The 22,862-nt window shown below is 73.6% G+C and carries 21 protein-coding genes, 2 pseudogenes and 1 riboswitch; of the genes and pseudogenes, 21 read left to right on the top strand and 2 right to left on the bottom strand.

What is annotated here, in order from left to right; all coding sequences use genetic code 11:
• Window positions 1-60: 60 nt before the first annotated feature.
• The 14 genes and pseudogenes from SNR22_RS18975 (at window position 61) to SNR22_RS18910 (ending at window position 14,722) form a co-directional block, all read left to right on the top strand.
• Complete coding sequence (locus SNR22_RS18975; protein ID WP_320067943.1) at window positions 61-1,098, top strand: quinone-dependent dihydroorotate dehydrogenase; 1,038 nt, start codon at window positions 61-63, stop codon at window positions 1,096-1,098.
• 88 nt (window positions 1,099-1,186) lie between these two features.
• Complete coding sequence (locus SNR22_RS18970) at window positions 1,187-2,461, top strand: adenosylmethionine--8-amino-7-oxononanoate transaminase (protein WP_320067942.1); 1,275 nt, start codon at window positions 1,187-1,189, stop codon at window positions 2,459-2,461.
• A gap of 167 nt (window positions 2,462-2,628) precedes the next feature.
• Window positions 2,629-3,474 (top strand): orotidine-5'-phosphate decarboxylase, encoded by an 846-nt coding sequence (pyrF, locus tag SNR22_RS18965; protein WP_320067941.1) that lies wholly within the window; start codon window positions 2,629-2,631, stop codon window positions 3,472-3,474.
• A 171-nt stretch (window positions 3,475-3,645) separates the two neighbouring features.
• A complete protein-coding gene (mihF, locus tag SNR22_RS18960) occupies window positions 3,646-3,963 on the top strand; it encodes an integration host factor, actinobacterial type (protein WP_320067940.1) in 318 nt (105 codons plus the stop codon).
• 49 nt (window positions 3,964-4,012) lie between these two features.
• Window positions 4,013-4,189 (top strand): annotated as a pseudogene (locus SNR22_RS18955) (guanylate kinase); the annotation flags it as partial.
• Window positions 4,190-4,330: 141 nt separating this feature from the next.
• On the top strand, window positions 4,331-4,594 hold the full coding sequence (gene rpoZ, locus SNR22_RS18950) for a DNA-directed RNA polymerase subunit omega (RefSeq protein ID WP_030335666.1): 264 nt from the start codon (window positions 4,331-4,333) through the stop codon (window positions 4,592-4,594).
• Between the two features lie 15 nt (window positions 4,595-4,609).
• Complete coding sequence (gene coaBC, locus SNR22_RS18945; RefSeq protein ID WP_320067938.1) at window positions 4,610-5,833, top strand: bifunctional phosphopantothenoylcysteine decarboxylase/phosphopantothenate--cysteine ligase CoaBC; 1,224 nt, start codon at window positions 4,610-4,612, stop codon at window positions 5,831-5,833.
• A 71-nt stretch (window positions 5,834-5,904) separates the two neighbouring features.
• A complete protein-coding gene (metK, locus tag SNR22_RS18940; RefSeq protein WP_320067937.1) occupies window positions 5,905-7,098 on the top strand; it encodes a methionine adenosyltransferase in 1,194 nt (397 codons plus the stop codon).
• A 59-nt stretch (window positions 7,099-7,157) separates the two neighbouring features.
• On the top strand, window positions 7,158-9,068 hold the full coding sequence (locus SNR22_RS18935) for a primosomal protein N' (protein ID WP_320067936.1): 1,911 nt from the start codon (window positions 7,158-7,160) through the stop codon (window positions 9,066-9,068).
• Between the two features lie 145 nt (window positions 9,069-9,213).
• Window positions 9,214-10,191, top strand: coding sequence for an AAA family ATPase (locus SNR22_RS18930; RefSeq protein ID WP_320067935.1), 978 nt, complete (start codon window positions 9,214-9,216; stop codon window positions 10,189-10,191).
• 99 nt (window positions 10,192-10,290) lie between these two features.
• Window positions 10,291-11,562 carry a cytochrome P450 gene (locus SNR22_RS18925; protein WP_320067934.1) on the top strand — a complete coding sequence of 424 codons (1,272 nt, stop codon included), beginning with the start codon at window positions 10,291-10,293 and terminating at the stop codon, window positions 11,560-11,562.
• Window positions 11,563-11,604: 42 nt separating this feature from the next.
• Complete coding sequence (gene def / locus SNR22_RS18920) at window positions 11,605-12,165, top strand: peptide deformylase (RefSeq protein ID WP_320067933.1); 561 nt, start codon at window positions 11,605-11,607, stop codon at window positions 12,163-12,165.
• Window positions 12,166-12,170: 5 nt separating this feature from the next.
• Window positions 12,171-13,097, top strand: a complete 927-nt coding sequence (fmt, locus tag SNR22_RS18915; RefSeq protein ID WP_320068066.1) for a methionyl-tRNA formyltransferase — start codon at window positions 12,171-12,173, stop codon at window positions 13,095-13,097.
• Window positions 13,098-13,369: 272 nt separating this feature from the next.
• The gene (locus SNR22_RS18910; protein ID WP_320068065.1) at window positions 13,370-14,722 is read left to right on the top strand and encodes an RsmB/NOP family class I SAM-dependent RNA methyltransferase; all 1,353 of its coding nucleotides are present in this window, start codon (window positions 13,370-13,372) and stop codon (window positions 14,720-14,722) included.
• Window positions 14,723-14,799: 77 nt separating this feature from the next.
• Here SNR22_RS18910 and SNR22_RS18905 read toward each other — a convergent pair whose 3' ends face one another.
• The gene (locus SNR22_RS18905) at window positions 14,800-15,681 is read right to left on the bottom strand and encodes a septum formation family protein (protein ID WP_320067932.1); all 882 of its coding nucleotides are present in this window, start codon (window positions 15,679-15,681) and stop codon (window positions 14,800-14,802) included.
• A gap of 179 nt (window positions 15,682-15,860) precedes the next feature.
• On the opposite strand from SNR22_RS18905, the gene rpe reads away from it, so the two are divergent.
• From rpe to ribH, 7 genes are all read left to right on the top strand, one after another.
• Window positions 15,861-16,541 carry a ribulose-phosphate 3-epimerase gene (gene rpe / locus SNR22_RS18900; protein WP_320067931.1) on the top strand — a complete coding sequence of 227 codons (681 nt, stop codon included), beginning with the start codon at window positions 15,861-15,863 and terminating at the stop codon, window positions 16,539-16,541.
• Window position 16,542: 1 nt separating this feature from the next.
• Window positions 16,543-17,499, top strand: coding sequence for a response regulator (locus tag SNR22_RS18895; RefSeq protein ID WP_320067930.1), 957 nt, complete (start codon window positions 16,543-16,545; stop codon window positions 17,497-17,499).
• 79 nt (window positions 17,500-17,578) lie between these two features.
• Window positions 17,579-17,750: riboswitch (FMN riboswitch) on the top strand.
• A 145-nt stretch (window positions 17,751-17,895) separates the two neighbouring features.
• The gene (gene ribD, locus SNR22_RS18890; RefSeq protein WP_320067929.1) at window positions 17,896-18,957 is read left to right on the top strand and encodes a bifunctional diaminohydroxyphosphoribosylaminopyrimidine deaminase/5-amino-6-(5-phosphoribosylamino)uracil reductase RibD; all 1,062 of its coding nucleotides are present in this window, start codon (window positions 17,896-17,898) and stop codon (window positions 18,955-18,957) included.
• Between the two features lies 1 nt (window position 18,958).
• Window positions 18,959-19,573 carry a riboflavin synthase gene (locus tag SNR22_RS18885; protein ID WP_320067928.1) on the top strand — a complete coding sequence of 205 codons (615 nt, stop codon included), beginning with the start codon at window positions 18,959-18,961 and terminating at the stop codon, window positions 19,571-19,573.
• Window positions 19,573-20,274 (top strand): nicotinamide riboside transporter PnuC, encoded by a 702-nt coding sequence (gene pnuC, locus SNR22_RS18880; RefSeq protein WP_320068064.1) that lies wholly within the window; start codon window positions 19,573-19,575, stop codon window positions 20,272-20,274. Before SNR22_RS18885 ends, pnuC begins: the two co-directional genes overlap by 1 nt.
• A gap of 31 nt (window positions 20,275-20,305) precedes the next feature.
• A complete protein-coding gene (locus SNR22_RS18875) occupies window positions 20,306-21,580 on the top strand; it encodes a bifunctional 3,4-dihydroxy-2-butanone-4-phosphate synthase/GTP cyclohydrolase II (RefSeq protein ID WP_320067927.1) in 1,275 nt (424 codons plus the stop codon).
• 2 nt (window positions 21,581-21,582) lie between these two features.
• Complete coding sequence (gene ribH, locus SNR22_RS18870; protein ID WP_320067926.1) at window positions 21,583-22,083, top strand: 6,7-dimethyl-8-ribityllumazine synthase; 501 nt, start codon at window positions 21,583-21,585, stop codon at window positions 22,081-22,083.
• A gap of 107 nt (window positions 22,084-22,190) precedes the next feature.
• Here ribH and SNR22_RS18865 read toward each other — a convergent pair.
• Window positions 22,191-22,850 (bottom strand): annotated as a pseudogene (locus SNR22_RS18865) (endo alpha-1,4 polygalactosaminidase); the annotation flags it as partial.
• Window positions 22,851-22,862: the final 12 nt, after the last annotated feature.

The raw sequence follows: 22,862 nt of genomic DNA, 5'->3' as shown, positions 1-22,862 counted from the left end.
AGATCCACACTGCCGCCAACCCCATGATCGGCGGCCGTAGCCGGGGGAGGGGGCGGGGCGGTGATGTTTGAGCGGGGGGTGCGGCCCTGGTTGTTCCGGGTAGGGGGTGGGGACGCCGAGGCGGCGCACGAGTGGACGCTGCGGCGGCTCGCCGCGGTGTCGCGGTCGCCGATGGTGCTGGCCGGGCTGCGGGCCCGGTACGCCGTGCGGGCACCGCGCACGGTGTTCGGGGTGCGGTTCGCCAACCCGGTGGGGCTGGCCGCCGGGATGGACAAGGACGGCGCGGCGTTGCCGGCGTGGCCGGCGCTGGGCTTCGGCTTCGTCGAGGTCGGCACGGTCACCGCGCACGCCCAGCCGGGCAACCCCCGGCCCCGGCTGTTCCGGCTGCGCGACAGCGACGCCGTGGTCAACCGGATGGGCTTCAACAACGCCGGGGCGCAAGCCCTGGCGGATCGCCTGGCGGCGCTGCCCCGCCCGATCGGGGTGCCGCTGGGGATCTCGCTGGGCAAGTCCAAGGTGACCCCGCTGGACGAGGCGGTGCAGGATTACCTCGCTTCGTACCAAGCGCTGCGTGGGCACGGGGACTACTTCGCGGTCAACGTCTCGTCGCCGAACACCCCGGGGCTGCGGTCGTTGCAGGACCGGTCCCACCTGGACGCGCTGTTGGCGGCCCTGGTGGGGGAGAAGCCGGTGCTGGTGAAGATCGCCCCGGACCTGACCGAGCCGGCGATCGCCCAGCTGCTGGAGGTCTGCCTGGCCCGGGGTGCGGCCGGGGTGATCGCCACCAACACGACCCTGGCCCGCGACGGCCTCGCCCCGGCCGATCGCCCACGGGGCGCGGAGACCGGCGGCCTCTCCGGTCGTCCGTTGGCCGCCCGCGCCCGGGAGGTGGTCTCCTTCGTCCACCGGGAGACCGGCGGCCGGCTCCCGGTGATCGGGGTGGGCGGCATCGTCGACCCCGACGACGCCGCCCGCATGTTCGACGCCGGCGCGTCCCTGGTCCAGCTCTACACCGGTTTCATCTACCGGGGGCCGGGACTGGTCCGGTCGGTGGCCCGTGCGGCCGGCAGGGCGACAACGCCGGCCGGCAACCGGTGAACGAGGGACCGGCGACATCGTCCCACCGAGCGGTGGGGCTTAAGGCCGGTCCGCACGACACGCCCGTGAGGACACGGAGGAGGGCCCTGTGACGCCCGAGGAGATCCTCGCCGCCGACCGGGAGCACGTGTGGCACCCGTACGCGCCGCTGCCGCCCGCCACGGCGCCGTACGTGGTGGAGAGCGCCCAGGGGGTGCGGCTGCGGCTGGCCGACGGCCGGGAGCTGGTGGACGGGATGTCGTCCTGGTGGGCGGCGATCCACGGTTACCGGCACCCGGCGCTGGACGCGGCGGTCACCGACCAGCTCGGCCGGATGAGCCACGTGATGTTCGGCGGGCTGACCCACGAGCCGGCGGTGCGCCTGGCCGGCACGCTGGTCGAGCTGGCGCCGGACGGGTTGGAGCGGGTGTTCCTCTGCGACTCCGGTTCGGTGGCCGTCGAGGTCGCGGTGAAGATGTGCCTGCAGTACCAGCGGGCCACCGGGCGACCGCAGCGACGCCGGCTGGGCACCTGGCGGGGCGGCTACCACGGTGACACGTTCCACCCGATGAGCGTCTGCGACCCCGAGGGTGGCATGCACCACCTGTGGGGCGACGTGCTGCCCCGGCAGGTCTTCGCACCCGCCCCGCCGGCCGGCTTCGACGCCCCGCCCGACCCGGCGTACCTGGCGGAGCTGGCCGACGCGGTGGAGCGGCACGCCGACGAACTGGCCGCCGTGATCGTGGAGCCGGTGGTCCAGGGCGCCGGCGGGATGCGCTTCCACCACCCGGCGTACCTGCGGATGCTGCGCGAGGTCACCCGCGCCCACGGGGTGCTGCTGGTCTTCGACGAGATCGCCACCGGCTTCGGCCGGACCGGGACGATGTTCGCCGCTGAGCACGCCGGGGTGAGCCCCGACGTGCTCTGCGTCGGCAAGGCGCTCACCGGCGGCTACCTGACGCTGGCCGCCGCGCTCTGCACGGCGGAGGTGGCGTGGGGGATCTCCCGCGACGGAGTCCTGGCGCACGGACCGACGTTCATGGGTAACCCGCTTGCCTGCGCGGTCGCCAACGCCTCCATCGGCCTCCTGCGGGCCGGGGACTGGGCCGCAGAGGTGTCGAGGGTGGGCGCGGGGCTGCGGGCGGGCCTGGAGCCGCTGCGCGCCGCGCCGGGAGTCGTTGACGTCCGGGTGCTCGGCGCGATCGGTGTGGTCCAGCTCGACCACGAGGTGAATCTCACGAGGGCCACCGCCGCCGCCGTCGACCGGGGGGTCTGGCTGCGGCCGTTCCGCGACCTGGTCTACACCATGCCGCCGTACGTCACCGACGACGCGGACGTCGCCCGGATCGTCGCCGGGATCGCCGCCGCGGTGGCGGTCGGCTGACCCGCGTCGCGGCCCCACACCGACCCACCACGGCCCTCCGGGGCTCCGGCGGGCCGGTGCGCGGCGGACGGCGTGCGGTGCGCGGCGGGCCGGTGGGCCGGCGGCGGCACGGGTACGTGCGCGGCGGGTGCCGTCGCGCCCAGGAGAGGTCGAGAGGGAGAGGTCTGATGGAGAGCTTTGGTGGCCGGTTGCACCGGGCGGTGGCGGAGCGTGGGCCGCTCTGTGTGGGCATCGACCCGCACCCGGGGCTGCTGGCCCGATGGGGCCTGTCGGACGACGTGAACGGGCTGGAGCGCTTCAGCCGCACGGTGGTGGAGGCGCTCGGTGACCGGGTTGCGGTGGTCAAACCCCAGTCCGCGTTCTTCGAGCGCTTCGGTTCCCGTGGCGTGGCGGTACTGGAGTCAACTATCCGACAGTTGCGGGATTCCGGCTCGCTCGTTCTGCTTGACGTCAAGCGTGGAGACATCGGTTCGACCGTTGCGGCGTACGCCTCCGCGTACCTCGACCCATCCAGTCCGCTGTATGTCGACGCGGTCACGGCGAGCCCCTACCTGGGAGTAGGGTCCCTCGCCCCGATGTTCGAGCTCGCCGCCGCGCACGGCGGCGGGGTGTTCGTCCTGGCGCTGACGTCCAACCCCGAGGGGGCCGCCGTGCAGCGGGCCCGCGGCGCCGACGGGCGGACCGTCGCGCAGACCGTGATCGATGAGATTGCCCAGCTCAATCGGGGTGCCAAACCGCTCGGCAGCTTCGGTCTGGTGGTCGGTGCGACCATCGGTGACACCGGTCACGACCTCTCCGCCCTGCACGGTCCGCTGCTGGCCCCAGGGCTCGGCGCGCAGGGTGCCACGGCGGCCGATCTGCGTACCGTCTTCGGCACCGCCCTGCCGTCGGTGCTGCCGTCGTACTCCCGCGAGGTGTTGCACGCCGGGCCCGACGTGGCGGCGCTGCGGGCCGCCGCCGAGCGGGTCCTGACCGAGTGCCGGGCGGCCCTGGGCGAGGCCCGGACTGAGTGAAGGCTCGGTCACTTTGCCGTGGTCGCCGCGCGCCCACGTTGCCGAATGCTCCCGCGAACGCTAGTTTTCCCCGCGCTGGGAACCACGGACCCCTTTGGTTCCCGGCGACTCCACGTTTCACAACTGCGGCGCGGCGTCCCGCCCGTCGCGATAGGGACCTGAGGAGAACTGGTGCCCCTCCCGTCACTGACCCCCGAGCAGCGCGCAGCCGCGCTCGAAAAGGCTGCGGAGATCCGCAAGGCCCGTGCTGAGCTGAAGGAGCAGCTCAAGCAGGGCAAGATCACCCTCGCCTCCATCCTCGAGCGTTCCGAGGGCGACGACGTCGTCGGCAAGCTCAAGGTCTCGGCCGTCCTGCAGGCGATGCCGGGCATCGGCAAGATCCGGGCGACCCAGATCATGGAGAAGCTCCGGATCGCCGACAGCCGGCGCTTGCGCGGGCTGGGCGAGCAGCAGCGCAAGGCGCTGCTCGGCGAGTTCGCCGCGAACTGACCGCGGCGGTTCGCCGCAACCTGCCCATGGCAGCGTGTAGAAACGAGCCGTGAGCACGGATGACGAGGCGCGCCCGGCGGCTCGGCTCACCGTCCTGGCCGGCCCTTCCGGGGCCGGCGTGGGCAGTGTCGTCGAGCCGTTCCGGGCGCGTTCTCCGTCGGTCTGGACTCCGGTGCCGGCGACCACCCGCCCCCGCCGCCTCGGCGAGGTGGACGGCGTCGACCGAACCGGGCGGGCGGTCCATGAGCTGGTAGGCTTGCTCGGTTCTTCCTTTATGGCTCCGTCTCAACCACGCCTGCGCGGTTGAGAGCCCCACCGCTGAGAGATCCACCGCGACCGCGCGGTAAAGAGACGCAGAGGTTATTTCGTGGGATCCATCGCCAACCCCGAAGGCATCACCAACCCGCCGATCGACGAGCTTCTCGAGAAGACGACGTCGAAGTATGCCCTGGTGATCTTCGCCGCCAAGCGTGCCCGCCAGGTCAACGCCTACTACAGCCAGCTCGGCGAGGGCCTGCTGGAGTACGTCGGCCCCCTCGTGGAGACCACCCCCCAGGAGAAGCCCCTCTCCATCGCCATGCGCGAAATCAACTCGGGCCTGCTCACCGCCGAGCCGACCGACCAGCCGTAGCCCCGCCGCGCGTCGATGTCCGCCGAGATAGTCCTCGGAGTCGGCGGTGGCATCGCCGCCTACAAGGCGTGTGAGCTGCTGCGACTCTTCACCGAGTCGGGCCATCGGGTCCGCGTCGTGCCGACCGCGTCGGCGCTCCGCTTCGTCGGGGCGCCGACCTGGGCCGCCCTGTCCGGCCAGCCGGTCGCCGACGACGTCTGGGCCGACGTGCACGAGGTGCCGCACGTCCGGCTCGGCCAGCGGGCCGACCTGGTCGTGGTCGCCCCCGCCACCGCCGACCTGCTCGCCAGGGCCGCCCACGGCCTCGCCGACGACCTGCTGACCAACACGCTGCTCACGGCCCGCTGCCCGGTGCTGCTCGCCCCGGCGATGCACACCGAGATGTGGGAGAACGCGGCCACCGTGGCGAACGTGGCCACATTGCGCTCCCGGAGCGTGCGGGTGATCGAGCCCGCCGTCGGCCGACTCACCGGCGCCGACACCGGCAAGGGGCGGCTGCCCGACCCGGCCGAGATCTTCGCCGTCGCCCGGCGGGCACTGGCCCGGGGCGTCGACGCCCCGGCCGACCTGGCCGGTCGGCACGTGGTGATCACCGCCGGCGGCACCCGGGAACCGCTGGACCCGGTCCGGTTCCTGGGCAACCGCTCCTCGGGCAAGCAGGGGTACGCCTTCGCCCGTGCCGCGGTCGCCCGCGGCGCCCGGGTCACCCTGATCTCCGCCAACGTGGCGCTCGCCGACCCGGCCGGCGTCGACCTGGTCCGGGTCGGCACCACCGAGGAGCTGCGCGAAGTCACCGTGAAGGCCGCCGCGGGCGCTGACGCGGTGGTGATGGCGGCGGCGCCCGCCGATTTCCGTCCCGCCACCTATTCGGCGGGGAAAATCAAGAAATCAGACGTCGGGGCACCTACGATCGAACTCGTCACCAATCCGGACATCGCCGCTGAGCTGGGTCGGCTCCGCCGACCGGAACAGGTGCTGGTGGTGTTCGCGGCCGAGACCGGCGACGCCGAGGCCAACGGGCGGGCCAAGCTCGCTCGCAAACGGGCCGACCTCATCGTCATCAACGAGGTCGGCCCGGAGAAGGTTTTCGGCGCTGAGACCAACACGGCGACTGTCATCGGCGCGGACGGCTCGGTGCGAAACATGCCCGAACAGTCCAAGGAGGACCTGGCCGACGGCGTCTGGGATCTGGTGGTGGCGCGGTTGGCACTGGGTGTCCGAATGGTGACGCCGACCTGACCGATCGAGTGTTTCGCGAGGGTCGTTGACTACACTTCCGCGGAACGACCTTCCACATACTTAGGAGTGCCGTGACACGCCGCCTCTTCACGTCCGAATCGGTCACGGAAGGCCACCCGGACAAGATCGCCGACCAGATCAGCGACGGCATTCTCGACGCACTGCTCGCCCAGGACATGCACAGCCGGGTGGCCGTCGAGACCCTGATCACCACCGGCCAGGTGCACGTGGCGGGGGAGGTGACGACCAAGGCGTACGCCGACATCCCGACCATCGTCCGGGAGACGATCCTGGAGATCGGCTACGACTCGTCGAAGAAGGGCTTCGACGGGGCCTCCTGCGGGGTCAGCGTCTCCATCGGGGCCCAGTCGCCGGACATCGCCCAGGGCGTGGACAACGCCATGGAGTTGCGTACCGGTTCGTCGGAGAGCGCGCTGGACGCCCAGGGCGCTGGCGACCAGGGCATGATGTTCGGCTTCGCCTGCTCGGAGACCCCCGAGCTGATGCCGCTGCCGATCGCGCTGGCGCACCGGCTCGCCCGCCGGCTGACCGCGGTGCGTAAGGACGGCACGGTCCCGTACCTGCGGCCGGACGGCAAGACCCAGGTCACCGTCGAGTACGAGGGGCTGCGCCCGGTCCGGCTGAACACGGTCGTTGTGTCCAGCCAGCATGCGGCCGACATCTCGCTGGACAGCCTGCTCACCCCGGACGTGCGTGACCACGTCATCGCCCCGGAGCTGGAGAGCCTCGGCCTGGACACCGACGGCTACCGGCTGCTGGTGAACCCGACCGGGCGGTTCGAGATCGGTGGCCCGATGGGCGACGCCGGCCTGACCGGCCGGAAGATCATCGTCGACACCTACGGCGGTTACGCCCGGCACGGCGGTGGCGCGTTCTCCGGCAAGGACCCGTCCAAGGTGGACCGCTCCGCCGCGTACGCGATGCGCTGGGTGGCCAAGAACGTGGTGGCCGCCGGCCTCGCCGAGCGCTGCGAGGCCCAGGTCGCGTACGCGATCGGCAAGGCCCACCCGGTGAGCCTGTTCATCGAGACGTTCGGCACCGAGACCGTGGCGGTCGCCTCGATCGAGAAGGCGGTGTCCGAGGTCTTCGACCTGCGCCCGGCCGCCATCATCCGGGACCTGAACCTGCTCCGTCCGATCTACCGGCAGACCGCCGCGTACGGCCACTTCGGCCGGGAACTGCCCGACCTGACCTGGGAGAGCACCGACCGGGCGGCCGACCTCAATTCGGCCGCGGGAGCCTGACCGGCACCAGGCACAGCGACCGGCGACCCGCGCAAGGGTCGCCGGTCGCTCGCGTCTGCGTGGATGTGCCGCTGGCCCACCTCGACCGCCCCTTCGACTACCTGGTCCCCGCCGAGCTGGACGACGTCGCCATCCCCGGGACCCGGGTGAAGGTGCGCTTCGCCGGCCAGCTCGTCGACGGCTGGCTGCTGGAGCGCGCCGACGACTCGGGGCACACCGGCAAGCTGGCGTACCTGGAGAAGGTCGTTTCGCCGGAGCCCGTGCTGGCCCCGGAGATCGCCCAGTTGGCCCGGGCCGTCGCCGACCGGTACGCCGGTAGCCTCGCCGACGTGCTCCGGCTGGCCGTGCCGCCCCGGCACGCCCGGGTGGAGAAGGAGCCGCACGAGCCCGGCGAACCACCGGCCCCCCTGGATCCGCCCGACCCGGGTGGATGGGGGGCGTACCCCGCCGGGCCGGCGTTCCTGCGCGCCCTGACCGAGGGGCGGCCCGCCCGCGCGGTCTGGTCCGCCCTGCCCGGGGAGGACTGGCCCGCCCGGTACGCCGAGGCGGTCGCCGCCACCGTGGCCGGCGGGCGGGGCGCCGTGGTCGTCGTGCCCGACGCCCGGGACCTCGACCGCCTCGACGCCGCGCTCACCGCCGCGCTCGGCCCCGGCCGGCACGTCGCTCTCGCCGCCGCGGCCGGCCCCGCCCGCCGGTACCGGGCGTTCCTGGCGGCCCGGCGCGGCGAGGTGTCCGTCGTGGTCGGCACCCGGGCGGCCATGTTCGCCCCGGTGGCCCGGCTCGGCCTGGTCGCCGTCGTCGATGACGGCGACGACCTGCACGCCGAGCCGCGCGCGCCGTACCCGCACGCCCGCGAGGTGCTGCTCACCCGCGCCGGGCTCGCCGAGGCGGCGGCCCTGGTCGGCGGGTACGCCCGCAGCGCCGAGGCGCAACTGCTGGTGGAGACCGGCTGGGCCCGGGAGGTGGTCGCCGACCGGGCCACCGTGCGGGCGCGTACCCCCGCGATCGCCCCCACCGGCGACGACCCGCAGCTGGCCCGCGACCCCGGCGCGGCGACGGCCCGGCTGCCCAGCCTGGCCTGGAGCGCCGCCCGGGACGCGATCCGCGCCGACGCCCCGGTGCTGGTCCAGGTGCCCCGCCGGGGTTACCTACCCTCGATCTCGTGCGCCGAGTGCCGCACCCCGGCCCGCTGCCCGCACTGCGCCGGCCCGCTCGCCCTGCCCTCGGCCGAGGGCATTCCGGCCTGCCGCTGGTGCGGCCGGGTCAACGCCGCGTACGCCTGTCCGGAGTGCGGCGGACGGCGGCTGCGCGCCGCCGTCACCGGAGCCCGGCGCACCGCCGAGGAGCTGGGCCGAGCCTTCCCGGGCGTGCCGGTGCGCACCTCCGGCCGGGAAGAGGTGCTCACCACCGTTCCCGGCGGGGCCGGCCTGGTGGTGGCCACCCCGGGGGCCGAGCCGGTCGCCGAGGGCGGTTACGGCGCGGTGCTGCTGCTCGACTCGTGGGCCATGCTCACCCGGGCCGACCTGCGGGCCGGCGAGGAGGCGCTGCGCCGCTGGCTGGCCGCCGCCGCACTGGCCCGGCCCGCCGCGGCCGGCGGCCGGGTGGTGGTGGTCGCCGACGGCGCCCTCGCCCCGGTGCAGGCGCTGCTGCGCTGGGACGCCGCCTGGTTCGCCGCCCGGGAGCTGGCGGAGCGGCGGGAGTTGGGCTTCCCGCCGGCGGTGCGGATGGCCAGCGTCACCGGCTCGGCCGACGCGGTGGCCGACCTGCTGGCCGAGACCCGGCTGCCCGAGGAGGCCGAGCTGCTGGGTCCGGTGCCCGCCGACGGCGAGAAGGAGCGGATGCTGGTACGGGTGCCCCGGGCCCGGGCGGCGGCCCTGGCCGGTGCGCTGCACTCGGCCGCCGGGGTCCGCGCGGCCCGCAAGGCGGCCGACCCGGTGCGGCTCCAGGTAGATCCGCTGAGCCTGTTCTGAGCGCCGTCACCGTCCGTGGTCGCGGCTGCGTGATAACATCGCCCGTCATGCCCGGGCGCACGGATCGCGCGACGATGGCGGGGGCGCGTCGGTACGACGCCATGTCGAGGACATCAATCAGTCGGTGATCAGGGGTGGACCAGTCGTGACCGTTCGTCAATCGATCGTCTTCAACGGTGACCTCGGCAGCGGCAAGAGCACCGTCTCCGTCGAGATCGCCAAGCGGCTGGGGTTGCGCCGAGTGAGCGTCGGTGACCTCTACCGTCAGATGGCCCAGGAGCGGCAGATGACCGCCCTCCAGCTCAATCTGCACGCCGAGCTCGACCAGGCCGTCGACGGCTACGTCGACCAGCTCCAGCAGAACATCGCCGCTTCCGGCGAGAGCCTGGTGATGGACTCCCGGCTGGCCTGGCACTTCTTCACCGATGCGCTCAAGGTGCACATGATCACCGATCCGACCGAGGCGGCCCGCCGGGTGCTGGCCCGCCCCTCCGGCCCGGCCGAGAGCTACGCCTCCCTGGAGGAGGCGAAGGCCAAGCTGCGCGAGCGCAGCGAGAGCGAGCGGAGCCGGTTCATCGTCCGCTACGGCGTCGACAAGGCCCGGCTGCGCAACTACGACCTGATCTGCGACTCCACCCGCGCCACCCCGGCTCAGGTGATCGCCCACATCATCGACGCCTACGAGGGCCGCCTCGGCGCCGACGTGCTCCGCGACGCCCCGCCGCTGCTGCTGCTCGACCCGGCCCGGGTCTACCCGACCGAGGAGATCGGCGCGCTGCGCGGGCTGGGCGACGGCGGGTTCGTCGGTGCGGTCGCCGGCGATGAGGCGCTGGAGCCGCTGACCATCGGCTTCACCGGGGAGTACTTCTTCGTCGTCGACGGCCACCGTCGGCTCAGCGCGGCCCTGCGCAACGGGTTCCCGATGGTCCCCGCCCGGCTGGTCGCCGAGGTCGACGAGCCGGTGGTCGGCGGGATGAGCGCCGTGGAGTACTTCGCTGCCCAGGTCCGCCCCGGCACCGTGTACGGCTGGGAGGCGGCCCACGACATCGAACTGCCGCTGCCGGAGCACTGCCTGCGCGCCGGGGACAGTGTGCTCGCCGGGGACCCCGCCCCCGGCGCCTGACGGCGTCCCGCCGCCCGACGCCGGCCCGTTCGCGGGGGCGGCGGACGCGGACTTCGGCGGGCATGATGGAGCCTCGGACCGGACGCCGGGGAGGCCGTCATGGATGCTGCCGAGGCGCTCGCGCTGCTGCTGTCGCCGGCCGGGCGGGTCGATCCGTACCCGGCCTACGAGCAGTTGCGTGAGCACGGCCCGGTCGTCGAGGCCGGCCCGTCCCTCTTCGTGGTCACCGGCCACGCCGAGATCGACCTGTTTCTCCGCGACCCCCGGACGCGGGTGCTCGACGGCCCGCTGCGCGACCAGTTCACACCGGGCTGGCGGGACAGCCCCGCCGTGGTGTCGCTCTCCCGGTCCATGCTGCGTACCGACCCGCCCGACCACACCCGGATGCGGCGGCTGGTGGCCGGGGCGTTCACCCCACGCCGGATCGCCGCCCTGCGCGAGGTGGTGGTGGCCCAGGCCGGCGAGCTGGCCGACGCGATGGCGCACCGGTTGCGCGCCGGCGAGCCGGTGGACTTCCTGGCCGAGTTCGCCTACCCGCTGCCGGTGGGGGTGATCTGCGCCCTGCTCGGCGTGCCGGTGCGGGATCGGCCGCTGTTCCGCCGCTGGGCCATCGACCTGACCGGGGTGTTGGAGCCGGAGATCACCTCCGAGGAGTTGGCCGTCGCCGACCGGGGCACCGCCGAGCTGGGCGGGTACCTCACCGATCTGATCGCCGACCGTCGCCGCGCCCCGACCGACGACCTGACCACCGCGCTGGTGCGGGCGCACGACGCCGACGGCGATCGGCTCTCCGCCGAGGAACTGCTGGCCAACCTGATGGTGCTGCTGGTCGCCGGCTTCGAGACCACCACGAACCTGCTCGGTAACGGCCTGGTCACGCTGCTGGCGCACCCCCGCGCCGCCGCCGCGCTGCGCTCCCGGGCCGAACTGGCCCCGGCGTACGTCGAGGAGCTGTTGCGCTACGACTCGCCGGTGCAACTGACCACCCGGCTCGCCGTCGAGCCGGTGCCCTACGGCGAGTCGACGCTGCCGGCCGGCAGTTGGCTGCTGCTGCTCCTCGGGGCGGGTAACCGGGACCCCCGGGCGCACCCGGAGCCGGCCCGGTTCGACCCGTGGCGGGCGCAGATCCAGCCGCTCTCCTTCGGCGCCGGCCCGCACTACTGCCTCGGTGCCGCGCTGGCCCGGCTGGAGGCGCAGGTGGCCTTCCCGCTGCTGCTGCGCCGGTTCCCCGGGCTGGCGTCAGCCGGCGTGCCCGAGCAGCGCTCCCGGCTGACCCTGCGTGGCTACGCCACCCTGCCCGTCACCCTGCGCGAGGAGTCGCCGCCCACCGACCCCGGTACGCCGGCCAGCGCCCTCCCGGGCACTCCGTAGACTGGTACGGCACGAGTCGTCCGACCGAAGGAGCCACCCCGAGTGACCGTCCAGCCCATCCGTCTGTTCGGGGACCCGGTGCTGCGCACACCGGCCGATCCGGTGGTCGACTTCGACGTGGAGCTGCGCAAGCTCATCGCCGACCTGACCGACACGATGCGCGAGCAGAGTGGCGCCGGCCTCGCCGCGCCCCAGCTCGGAGTGGGCCTGCGGGTGTTCGCCTTCGACGTCGACGACGTGCTCGGTCACCTGGTCAACCCGGTGCTGGAGTTCCCCGACGAAGAGGAACAGGACGGCCCGGAGGGCTGCCTGTCCATCCCCGGGCTCTACTTCGACACCAAGCGCCGCCAGAACGTGATCGCCAAGGGCTTCAACGGCCACGGCGACCCGGTGCAGATCGTCGGCACCGGCCTGATGTCCCGCTGCGTTCAGCACGAGACCGACCACCTCGACGGGGTGCTCTTCCTCGACCGGCTCGACGCGGCCGGCCGCAAGGAGGCGATGAAGGCGATCCGCCAGGCGGACTGGTACGACCCGGCGGTCCCGCCGACGGTCAAGCTGAACCCGCACGCCGTGGACAGCCCCTTCGGTCTGGGCCGGTGACGCGGGTGCGCCTGATCTTCGCCGGAACCCCGGCCGTCGCCGTTCCCGCCCTGGCCGCCGTCGCGGCCTCCGACCATGAGCTGGTCGCCGTGGTGACCCGTCCCGACGCTCCCGCCGGCCGCGGCCGTGGCCTGGTCCGCTCGCCCGTCGGGGCGTGGGCCGACGAGCGCGGCATCGAGGTGCTCACCCCGGTCCGCCCGCGTGAGCCGGAGTTCCTCGACCGGCTGCGCGAGTTGGCCCCCGACTGTGTGCCGGTGGTCGCGTACGGCGCCCTGGTGCCCCCGGCCGGGCTGGAGATCCCTCGGCACGGCTGGGTCAACCTGCACTTCTCCCTGTTGCCGGCGTGGCGTGGCGCGGCACCGGTCCAGCATGCCGTGCTGCACGGCGACGAGCTGACCGGGGCGAGTGTCTTCGCACTGGAGGAGGGGCTGGACACCGGTCCGGTCTACGGCACCCTCACCGATGAAATCCGTTCCACCGACACCTCGGGGGCCCTGTTGGAGCGACTTGCCGGATCCGGGGCGGGCCTGCTGGTGGCCGTCCTCGACGCGATTGCGGCGGGCACCGCCCGGGCCGAGCCGCAGCCGGCCGACGGGGTGTCGCTCGCGCCGAAGCTGACCGTGGAGGACGCCCGGGTGCGCTGGGATGACCCGGCGTTCGCGGTGGACCGGCGGGTCCGTGCGTGTACCCCGGCGCCGGGGCCGTGGACCACCTTCCGTGGCGAGCGGGTCAAGCTCGGCCCGGTCGTCCCGGTGCCGGACGGCCCCGAGCTGAAACCGGGGGAGCTGCTGGCGGAGAAGTCCCGGGTGCTGGCCGGCACGGCCACCGTCCCGGTGGCCCTCGGCGAGGTGCGGGCGGCGGGCAAGAAGGCCATGCCGGCGAGCGACTGGGCGCGCGGCGCCCGGGTCGCCGCCGGGGAGGAACTCGCGTGACGGCCCCGGAGGAGCGGCCCGAGCGGCGGCCCGACGAGCAGCGCAGCCCACGCCTCGACCGGGCGTCGGCCGACCGGCGCCCCGAGCGGTCGTTCGGCGACCGTCCGGCTCGCGGTGACCGACCGACGTTCGGCGACCGTCCGGCTCGCGGTGATCGTCCGGCGTTTGGCGACCGGTCGCCCCGCAGCGACCGGCCGACCTACGGCGACCGGTCGCCCCGGGGCGGTCGGGGCGGCGACGACCGGCGGGACAGCCGGCCGGCGCGCCCGGTGATGGACCTGCCCCGGTACGTCGCGTACCAGGCGGTCGCGGCGGTGCACCGCGACGACGCGTACGCCAACCTGGTGCTGCCGGCGCTGCTGCGCGAGGAGGGGCTGACCGGCCGGGACGCCGCCTTCGCCACCGAGTTGACCTACGGCACCCTGCGGCACCTCGGCACCCTCGACGCGATCCTCACCGACGCGGCCGGCCGGGACGTGGCCCGGATCGACCCGCCGGTGCGCGATGCGTTGCGGCTGGGGGCCTACCAGTTGCTGCACACCCGGGTGCCGGCCCACGCGGCCGTCTCCTCGACCGTCGACCTGGTCCGCACCGTCGGCATGGGTGCCACCGGTTTCGCCAACGCGGTGCTGCGCGAGATCGCCGGCCGGGACTCCGACGCCTGGGTGGCGAAGCTCGCCCCGGCGAGCGAGACCGACCCGATCGGGCATCTGGCCTTGGCGTACAGCCACCCGCAGTGGATCGTGCGGGCGTTCGCCGAGGCGCTCGACGGCGACCTGGGCGAGACCACCCGCCTGCTGATCGAGGACAACGAGCGCCCGGCGGTGCACCTGTGCGCCCGGCCGGGCCTGGCCGACGCGGTCGAGCTGGCCGACCAGGTCGGCGGGACCCCGGGGGCGTTCTCCCCGTACGCGGTCTACCTGCCCGGCGGCGCGCCGGGCGAGCTGGCGGTGCTCGCCGAGGGGCGGGCACACGTGCAGGACGAGGGCTCCCAGTTGGTGGCCGAAGCCCTCGCGGTCGCCCCGCTGGACGGCCCGGACGAGCACTGGCTGGACCTGTGCGCCGGGCCGGGCGGCAAGGCCGGGCTGCTCGGTGCGCTCGCCGCCCAGCGGGGGGCCCGGCTGACCGCGGTCGAGGTCTCCGAGCACCGGGCCCGGCTGGTCAGCCTGGCCACCCGGGGGCTGCCGGTGACCGTGCTGCAGGCCGACGGACGCACGGTCGGGGCCGAACCGGGGCTGCCGGAGGGGCACTTCGACCGGGTGCTGGTCGACGCGCCGTGCACCGGGCTGGGCTCGTTGCGCCGCCGGCCGGAGGCCCGCTGGCGCAAGCAGCCGTCGGACCTGCCGCCGCTGACCCGATTGCAGCGGGAGTTGCTGGTGGCGGCGCTGCGAGCGGTTCGTCCGGGCGGCCTGGTGGCCTACGTGGTGTGCTCCCCGCACGTGGTGGAGACGCACGTGACAGTGACCGAGGCGGCGCGACGGGCCGGAATCCCGGCCGACTTCGTCGACGCCCGGCCGCTGCTGCCGGCCGGCATGCCGGGGCTGGGCGACGGGCCGTCGGTGCAACTGTGGCCGCACCGGCACGGCACCGACGCCATGTTCCTCGCCGTGCTGCGCCGGGGCTGAGCGACGCGACAACAGGGGGCGGCCGGTCGGCCGCCCCCTGTTGTGTGTCAGCTTCTCCGCCGAACCGGCGGAGCGGGTCACTGGATCGGCAGGGCCCTGGCGCCGGCGCCCTTCATCGAGCGGGTGAGGACGCGCTCGACCCAGAGGAAGCACTGCACCCCACGGTTGCCGTTCTTCCACTCCTCCTCGAAGGGGTGGTAGAAGATCGTCCCCGCCCGGTACTGCATGTCGCCGTTGTTCGGCAGCTTGGCGTACGAGGCGATCAGGGCCTGGCAGCCCTTGTGGATGCGCAGCCGGTTCTTGTCGATCTGGTCGAAGGGGACGTCGGGGGCCCGGTAGATGCCGACGAACTCCGCCCGGTGCCTGCTGGTGCAGGGGGTGGGGGCCATCTCCTTCACGTCGTCCTTGACGGTCTTCGGGTTGAAGCAGCGGTGGGCCAGGGTGGAGCTTGCGGTCAGCGCGCCCTTCAGGCTGCCGCTGCGGGGAACGACGGTGAGGTCGTCGAGGCTCTCCACCTCGTTGAGGTCGCAGCGGAACCACCGCGCCCCGCCCTCCCACGCCTGCTGCGACGGGAAGACCGTGGTGACGGCGAGCCGGCCCGCGCGCCAGTTGGCGCCGACCGCCCTGTCGACCTTTCGGTCGCATTCGGTGCGGGCGGCCTTCCTCCCGGCCGATCCGACGGCCGGGGGAGCGCTCCGCTCGGCGGGCGCTCCGGTCAGCGTGCCGACGTGGACGGTCTCCACCCGGTGGGTGGTGCCGCAGTCCACCGGCTGGTAGCCGGTGAGGTAGCCGACGTCGGAGAACGCGGAGTGGCAGACCCCGGCGGCCGGCACGAACTGTGTCGGCGCGGCCATCGCCCGCCAGTCGTCGGCGAGGTCCCCGTCTATCCCGGCGGGCGTGCCGCAGCCGGTCAATGCCACTGCCGCGCCCACGGCGACCACCGCCCACCATCGCCGCATCCGTCCGACCTCCCATCGCCGATGGTCGCGGTCATCCGGATCCCCCGCCGGTCGCGCCACGGAGCGTGGAGCATACGACACCGGTGCCCGGCTCGCGGGTGCTCCCGGTCGCACCGGGCGCGCCTCCCAGATGGTGCCGCGATGCGGGCGACGGAGGACGGCATTCGTACACTGGCCCGGTGACCGTACCGCCTCTGATCGTCGCGCCCAGTATTCTCGCCGCCGATTTCGCCCACCTCGCCGATGAGGTCCGTGCCGTCGAAGGCGCCGCGGACTGGCTGCACGTGGACGTCATGGACAACCACTTCGTGCCGAACCTGACCATCGGGCTGCCAGTGGTGCAGAGCCTGCGGGCGGTGACCCGGCTGCCGTTCGACGTGCACCTGATGATCACCGACCCGCGCCGTTGGGCCCCCGGGTACGCCGACGCCGGGGCGTACAACGTCACGTTCCACGCCGAGGCGTGCGACAACCCGGTGGCGCTGGCGAAGGACCTGCGCGCGGCCGGCGCGAAGGCCGGTCTGGCCATCGACCGGGACACTCCGATCGAGCCGTACCTGGAGCTGCTGCCCAGCTTCGACACGTTGCTGATCATGACGATCAAGGCCGGCTTCGGCGGGCAGCGGTTCGTCCCCGAACTGTTGGACAAGGTGCGCGCCGCCCGCCGGCACGTCAACGCGGGCCACCTGGAGCTGCGCATCGAGGTCGACGGCGGGATCGCCGCGGATACCATCGAGCAGGCCGCCGCCGCCGGCGCGGACGCCTTCGTCGCCGGTACCGCGGTCTACGGCGCCGAGGACCCGGCCGAGGCGGTCCGCCGCCTGCGGGGTCTGGCGGAGCGCGCGGTCGCCGGGGCCTGAGGTGGAGCCGGCCGAGGAGCGACCCGACGTCATCCTCGTCGTCGACGACGACGCCGATATCGCCCGGTTCGTCGAGTTCAACCTGCGGCTGCACGGCTTCGAGGTGATCCACGCCGGTGACGGCCAGGAAGCGCTCGAGATGATCGAGCGGCAGCGGCCCGACCTGGCGGTGATCGACCTGATGATGCCGCGCATCGACGGGCTGGAGCTGACGCGGCGGCTACGCGCCGACCCGATGACCTCCGCCCTGCCGGTGATCATGCTGACGGCCAAGGGGATGACCGTGGACAAGGTCCACGGGCTCAGCGCCGGCGCGGACGACTACCTGGTCAAGCCCTTCGACACCGCCGAGCTGGTGGCCAGGGTCAGCTCCACCCTGCGCCGCAACAAGGAGTTCCGGGAGGTCTCACCGCTGACCGGCCTGCCCGGCAACTCCCGCATCCGCCGGGAGATCACCGACCGGGTTCGCAACGGCGCCGACTACGCAGTCGGCTACGTCGACATCGACCGGTTCAAGAGCGTCAACGACCGGTACGGCTTCGTCCGGGGCGACGAGTTCATCTCGGCGCTGGCCCGCAGCCTGCACCGGGCGGTCGTCGCGATCGGGCTGCCACCGGCGTTCCTCGGCCACGTCGGCGGCGACGACTTCGTCATCGTCTGCGTCCCCGAGCAGGTCCGGCCGTTGACCTCCCGGGCGGTGGTGGACTTCGAGAACGCCGCCGATCGGCTCTACGACCCGTCCGATGCCGAGCGCGGCTACGTCGAGCTGAAGGACCGCCGGGGCAACATCCGCCGCGCGGCGTTGGTCACCCTCTCGATCGGGGTGTCCGTCTCCGACTCCGACAAGCGTTTCGTCAACCCGTTGGAGGCGATCGCCGCCGCCTCGGAGATGAAGACGGTGGCGAAGAGCCAGCCCGGCTCGTACGTGGCGGTCGATCGGCGACGCAGCGTTTCGTGAATCAGCTGTACGTGTGTGAGGTGGCACCCTGAGGGCAGACGCGAGACGCGTGCCGTGCCACACTTCTGGGGTACCCACCACGCGCTGGCGGGACTCGGTGTAATTCCGAACCGGCGGTGATCCACGGTCCAACCGTGGTAAGCCCGCGACCCGGACGGCCATGCTGCCCGGTGGACCTGGTGAGACTCCGGGGCCGACGGTTGGGGGCGGGCCAGCCCACCCCCAGAAAGTCCGGATGGGAGACAGCGCGCGGGACGGGGCGGGCCCTGTCGGCCGCTGACTCAGCGCCGTCCGGGCTTGCCGGGGTCGGCTCTGCCGTCCCCGGATTCCGCTTCCGCCTGCCCGTAACCTCCCGCCCCGCCCGCGCGATCGGCGAGCGAGAGGACAGGCAGGGCGATGGCCAGTGGCTCCGTGGACGAGGCGATGCGTCGGGCGATCACGCTCGCGGCCCGGGGGATCGGCACCACCAGCCCCAACCCGGCGGTCGGCTGCGTGCTGCTCGATCCGGACGGCGAGGTCGTCGGGGAGGGATTCCACGCGTACGCGGGCGGCCCGCACGCCGAGATAGTCGCCCTCGCCCAGGCCGGCCGACGGGCCCAGGGCGGCACCGCCGTGGTCACCCTGGAACCATGCGACCACACCGGCCGCACCGGCCCGTGTAGCCACGCCCTGATCGTCGCCGGCATCGCCCGGGTGGTCGTCGCCGTGCCCGACCCCAACCCGGTGGCCTCCGGCGGCGCCGCCACCCTGCGCGCCGCCGGCGTCCAGGTCGAGTTCGGGGTTGGCTCCGAGGAGGCCGAGGCCGGCAACGTCGCCTGGCTCACCTCGATGCGCCGCGGCTGGCCGTACCTGATCTGGAAGTACGCCGCCACCCTCGACGGGCGCTCCGCCGCCACCGACGGCACCAGCATGTGGATCACCTCGGAGGCCGCCCGGACCGACGTGCACGCGCTGCGCGGCACGGTCGACGCGGTGATCGTCGGGGTGGGCACCGTGCTCGCCGACGATCCCCGGCTCACCGCCCGCAACCTGCGCGACGGCACGCTGGCCATCCGGCAGCCGCTGCGGGTGGTGGTGGACAGCCACGGGCGTACCCCCGCCGACGCCCTGGTCCGTGACGGCGCCGCCCGGACGTGGATCGCCACCGCCGCGGAGGTCGGTGCCGGCCCGGACGGCCGGGTCGACCTGCCGTCGCTGCTCGCGGAGCTGCACCACCGGGGGGTCCGGGCCGCACTGTTGGAGGGTGGCCCCACGCTGGCCGGCGGCTTCCTCGCCGCCGGCCTGGTCGACCGGGTCATCGGGTACGTCGCGCCGAAGCTGCTCGGCGCCGGGCCGACCGCGCTGGCCGACGCCGGGGTGACGACCATCGCCGACGCCATCGACCTGGAACTCACCGACGTCACGCAGGTCGGCCCCGACCTGCGGATCACCGCGCTGCCCCGCAAGAGGGAGGGCTGAGATGTTCACCGGCATCGTCGAAGAACTGGGCGAGGTCGTCCGGGTGACCGAGACCGGGGGCGACTCCGCGCTGGTCGCGGTACGTGGCCCGCTGGTCACCACCGACGCCCGGCACGGCGACTCCATCGCAGTCAACGGAGTCTGCCTCACCGTGGTCGACGTCGACCAGGGCGTCTTCACCGCCGACGTGATGGGGGAGACGCTGCGCCGCTCGGCGCTCGGCACGCTGCGCCCCGGTGGCCCCGTCAACCTGGAACGCGCCGCCGCGCTGAACAGCCGGCTCGGCGGGCACATCGTGCAGGGCCACGTCGACGGGGTCGGTGAGGTGCTCTCCCGGGAGCCGGCTGAGCAGTGGGAGACGGTCCGCTTCCGCCTCCCCACCGCCCTGGGCCGGTACGTGGTCGAGAAGGGCTCGATCACCGTCGACGGGGTGTCGCTGACGGTCGCCGACGTCGGGCCGGACTGGTTCGCCGTCGGGCTGATCCCCACCACCCTCAGGCTGACCACCCTCGGCGCCCGCGAGGTCGGCGACCCGGTCAACCTGGAGGTGGACGTGCTCGCCAAGTACGTGGAGCGGCTGCTCGGCGATCGGGTGACCGGCGGGGGCGGGCGGTGATGGGCCCGCTCGGCTGGCTGCTCGACGCCCAACTGCATGTCGCCGGCTCGCCGGTGCTGGTCCGGGAGATCGTCGGCAATGTCTTCGGCCTGGGCTCGGCGCTGCTCGGCCTGCGCCGCGTGGTCTGGGCCTGGCCGGTCGGCATGGTCGGCAACGCGCTGCTGCTGACCGTCTTCCTCGGCGGGGTGTTCGTCACCCCGCAGGAGCACGACCTCTACGGCCAGGCCGGCCGGCAGGTGTTCTTCTTCGCGGTCAGCGTCTACGGCTGGTGGCGCTGGTCGCGCAACCGCCGCAGCAGCGGCGTCGACGGAGACCAGCCCGCGGTCGCGCCGCGCTGGGCCACCGGGCGGGAGCGGATCGGCGTGCTGCTGGCCGCCGTGATCGGCACCGCCGTCGCGTACCCGGTGCTGGCCGCGCTCGGCTCCTGGGGTCCGCTGCCGGACGCCTGGATCCTCACCGGCAGCCTCCTGGCCACCTACGGCATGGCCCGGGGCTGGGTGGAGTTCTGGCTGGTCTGGATCGCCGTGGACGCCGTCGGCGTGCCGCTGCTGCTGCGCGGCGGCTTCTACCCGTCGGCGGCCATGTACCTCGTCTACGGCGCCTTCTGTGCCTGGGGCTTCGCCGCCTGGTGGCGCACCTCCCGCGCCGTCCGACCGACCCGCGCCACCCTCCCGCCCAGCTACTCGGAGGTCGTCGCATGAGCGCACCCAGCGAGCGAATCGGAGTGTCGGCATGAGCGAGCAAAGCCCCTTCGCCAGCATCGGGCAGGCGGTGGCGGACATCGCCGCCGGCCGGCCGGTCGTCGTGGTCGACGACGCCGACCGGGAGAACGAGGGCGACCTGATCTTCGCGGCCGAACTGGCCACCCCGGAGCTGGTCGCGTTCATGGTCCGGTACACCTCCGGCTACATCTGCGTGCCGCTCACCGACAGCGAGTGCGAGCGGCTGGACCTGCCGCCGATGCACCACACCAACCAGGACCGGCGGGGCACCGCGTACACGGTGACGGTGGACGCCCGGGAGGGGATCAGCACCGGCATCTCGGCGGCCGACCGGGCGCACACCATCCGGCTGCTCGCCGCCGCGTCCACCGACCCCACCGACCTGGCCCGGCCCGGGCACGTGGTGCCGCTGCGGGCCCGCGAGGGCGGGGTGCTGCGCCGGCCCGGGCACACCGAGGCGGCGATCGACCTGACCCGGCTGGCCGGGCTGCGGCCCGCCGGGGTGCTCTGCGAGCTGGTCAACGACGACGGCACCATGATGCGCCTGCCCGACCTGGAGAAGTTCTGCGCCGAGCACGGCCTCACCCTGATCACCATCGCCGACCTGGTCGCCCACCGGCGGCACACCGAGAAACAGGTGGAGCAGGTGGCCGCGGCCCGGATGCCCACCCCGCACGGGGTTTTCCGGGCGCTGGGGTACCGCGCCGAGCACGACCCGGCCGAGCACGTCGCCCTGGTGATGGGGGAGCTCGGCGACGGGGAGGACGTGCTGGTGCGGGTGCACTCCGAGTGCCTGACCGGCGACGTCTTCGGCTCGCTGCGCTGCGACTGCGGCCCGCAGTTGCAGGCCGCGCTGGCTCGGGTCGCCGAGGAGGGCCGTGGCGTGGTGCTCTACGTACGCGGGCATGAGGGGCGTGGGATCGGCCTGCTGCATAAGCTCCAGGCGTACCAGCTGCAGGACCTGGGCCGGGACACCGTGGACGCCAACCTCGACCTGGGGCTGCCGGCCGACGCCCGGGACTACGGCACCGGCGCGCAGATCCTCTATGACCTGGGCGTGCGGTCGATGCGGCTGCTGACCAACAATCCGGCCAAGCGGGCCGGCCTGGAGGGGTACGGCCTGACGGTCATCGGCCGCGAGGGGCTGCCGGTGCGCTCGAACCCCGAGAACGTGCGTTACCTGCGCACGAAGCGGGACCGGATGGGCCACCTGTTGGACGAGTTGGACGAGGTGACCGAGGCCCCGATGGGCCGCCCGGTCGCCGACGACGAGATCGGAGCGTAGCGATGGCGGGTTTCGGTGAGCCAGGGGTGGTGGCGGTGGACGCCGCCGGGATGACGGTCGGCATCGTCGCCGCCCGCTGGCACGGCGAGCTGACCGACCACATGCTCGACCGGGCGGTCGCCGCCGCACAGGCGTGCGGGGCCCGGTCGGTGGTGGCCCGGGTCGCCGGCTCGGTGGAGCTGCCGGTGGTTGCCCAGGCGATGGCCCGCCGCTTCGACGTGGTGGTCGCCCTCGGCGTGGTGGTCCGGGGCGCCACCGCCCACTTCGACTACGTCTGCCGCTCGGTCACCGACGGGCTGACCCGGGTGGCCCTCGACGAGGGCAAGCCAGTCGCGCACGGGGTGCTCACGGTGGAGACCATCGAGCAGGCCCGGGACCGGTCCGGGCTCCCCGGATCCGCCGAGGACAAGGGCTGGTCGGCGACGGTGGCGGCGCTGGACGCCGCGCTGTCCGTGCGGGGCCTGGACGCCGCCGCCGGGCAGCGGCTCGGCTTCGGCCGCTGACCGGTCCCGCCGGGCCCGGTGCTCGTCGGTGTGGAGTGCGGCACGTACGCCGGGCGGCCGGCGTCGGGAGCGAATCCCGATGCCGGCCGCCGTGGCCAATCGTGGCGTCAGCAGGCGTTGTAGACGTACGTGGAGCTGCCCGGCGCGGTGACGTTGACGTCGCGGCGGACCACCGAGACGCTCGCGCCGACCGCGGTGCAGGCCTTGGTGTAAGCGTTGCTGGTGTATTCGATGACGATCAGGTTGTTGCCGTAGACGGCCTTGTAGTCGCCGCACTCGTTGTAGCGGCCGCACTCCTCGGCGATGGCGAAGTCCAGGCCGGCGGCCTTGCCCTTGGTCCCGAGCTCGACGGTGTTCTTCTGCCCGATGGCGAGCCCGGCGGCGTGCGCGTACGGGGCCAGCAACTTCAGGTACGCGACCGCGTTGGCCATGGTGAGCAGGTCGTCGGAGCGGTCGTACGAGTCGATGTTGTCGGGCTCGACCGCCTTGAAGCCGTCGGCGGCGCAGCCGCTGATCCAGCCGTTGACGATGGCGGCGATCGCGGTGCGCTTCGCGGCGGTGCGGATGTCGAGCAGGATCTCGTCCCAGTCGCCGTCGACGACGTACTCCCCATCGGAGTCGCGCAGCAGCAGGTCGTCGTGGTTCTGCTGCCACCAGGAGACCTCGCCGGGCTGCACCTGGAAGGCGTTGACGTAGCAGATGTTGTACTTCCCGGCGGCCGGGGTCGCGTCCAGGTCCCGGCTGACCACCGTGACCCCGCTCGGCGGTTCGATCGGTTT

Origin of the sequence: Micromonospora sp. RTGN7 (assembly GCF_033804645.1) — a bacterium.
Lineage (GTDB): Bacteria > Actinomycetota > Actinomycetes > Mycobacteriales > Micromonosporaceae > Micromonospora.
The sequence above is the reverse complement of the archived record's forward strand: the minus strand, read 5'-3'. Positions and strand labels throughout refer to the sequence as shown.

What these genes read in the sequence shown, in the direction of transcription:
- ribH (WP_320067926.1), top strand. Translation starts at nt 21,583, where the DNA reads ATGGCGGGTTTCGGTGAGCCAGGGGTGGTGGCGGTGGACGCCGCCGGG.
- pnuC (WP_320068064.1), top strand. Translation starts at nt 19,573, where the DNA reads ATGGGCCCGCTCGGCTGGCTGCTCGACGCCCAACTGCATGTCGCCGGC.
- SNR22_RS18885 (WP_320067928.1), top strand. Translation starts at nt 18,959, where the DNA reads ATGTTCACCGGCATCGTCGAAGAACTGGGCGAGGTCGTCCGGGTGACC.
- pyrF (WP_320067941.1), top strand. Translation starts at nt 2,629, where the DNA reads ATGGAGAGCTTTGGTGGCCGGTTGCACCGGGCGGTGGCGGAGCGTGGG.
- coaBC (WP_320067938.1), top strand. Translation starts at nt 4,610, where the DNA reads ATGTCCGCCGAGATAGTCCTCGGAGTCGGCGGTGGCATCGCCGCCTAC.
- SNR22_RS18875 (WP_320067927.1), top strand. Translation starts at nt 20,306, where the DNA reads ATGAGCGAGCAAAGCCCCTTCGCCAGCATCGGGCAGGCGGTGGCGGAC.
- SNR22_RS18910 (WP_320068065.1), top strand. Translation starts at nt 13,370, where the DNA reads ATGGACCTGCCCCGGTACGTCGCGTACCAGGCGGTCGCGGCGGTGCAC.
- SNR22_RS18905 (WP_320067932.1), bottom strand. Translation starts at nt 15,681, where the DNA reads ATGCGGCGATGGTGGGCGGTGGTCGCCGTGGGCGCGGCAGTGGCATTG.
- SNR22_RS18925 (WP_320067934.1), top strand. Translation starts at nt 10,291, where the DNA reads ATGGATGCTGCCGAGGCGCTCGCGCTGCTGCTGTCGCCGGCCGGGCGG.
- ribD (WP_320067929.1), top strand. Translation starts at nt 17,896, where the DNA reads ATGGCCAGTGGCTCCGTGGACGAGGCGATGCGTCGGGCGATCACGCTC.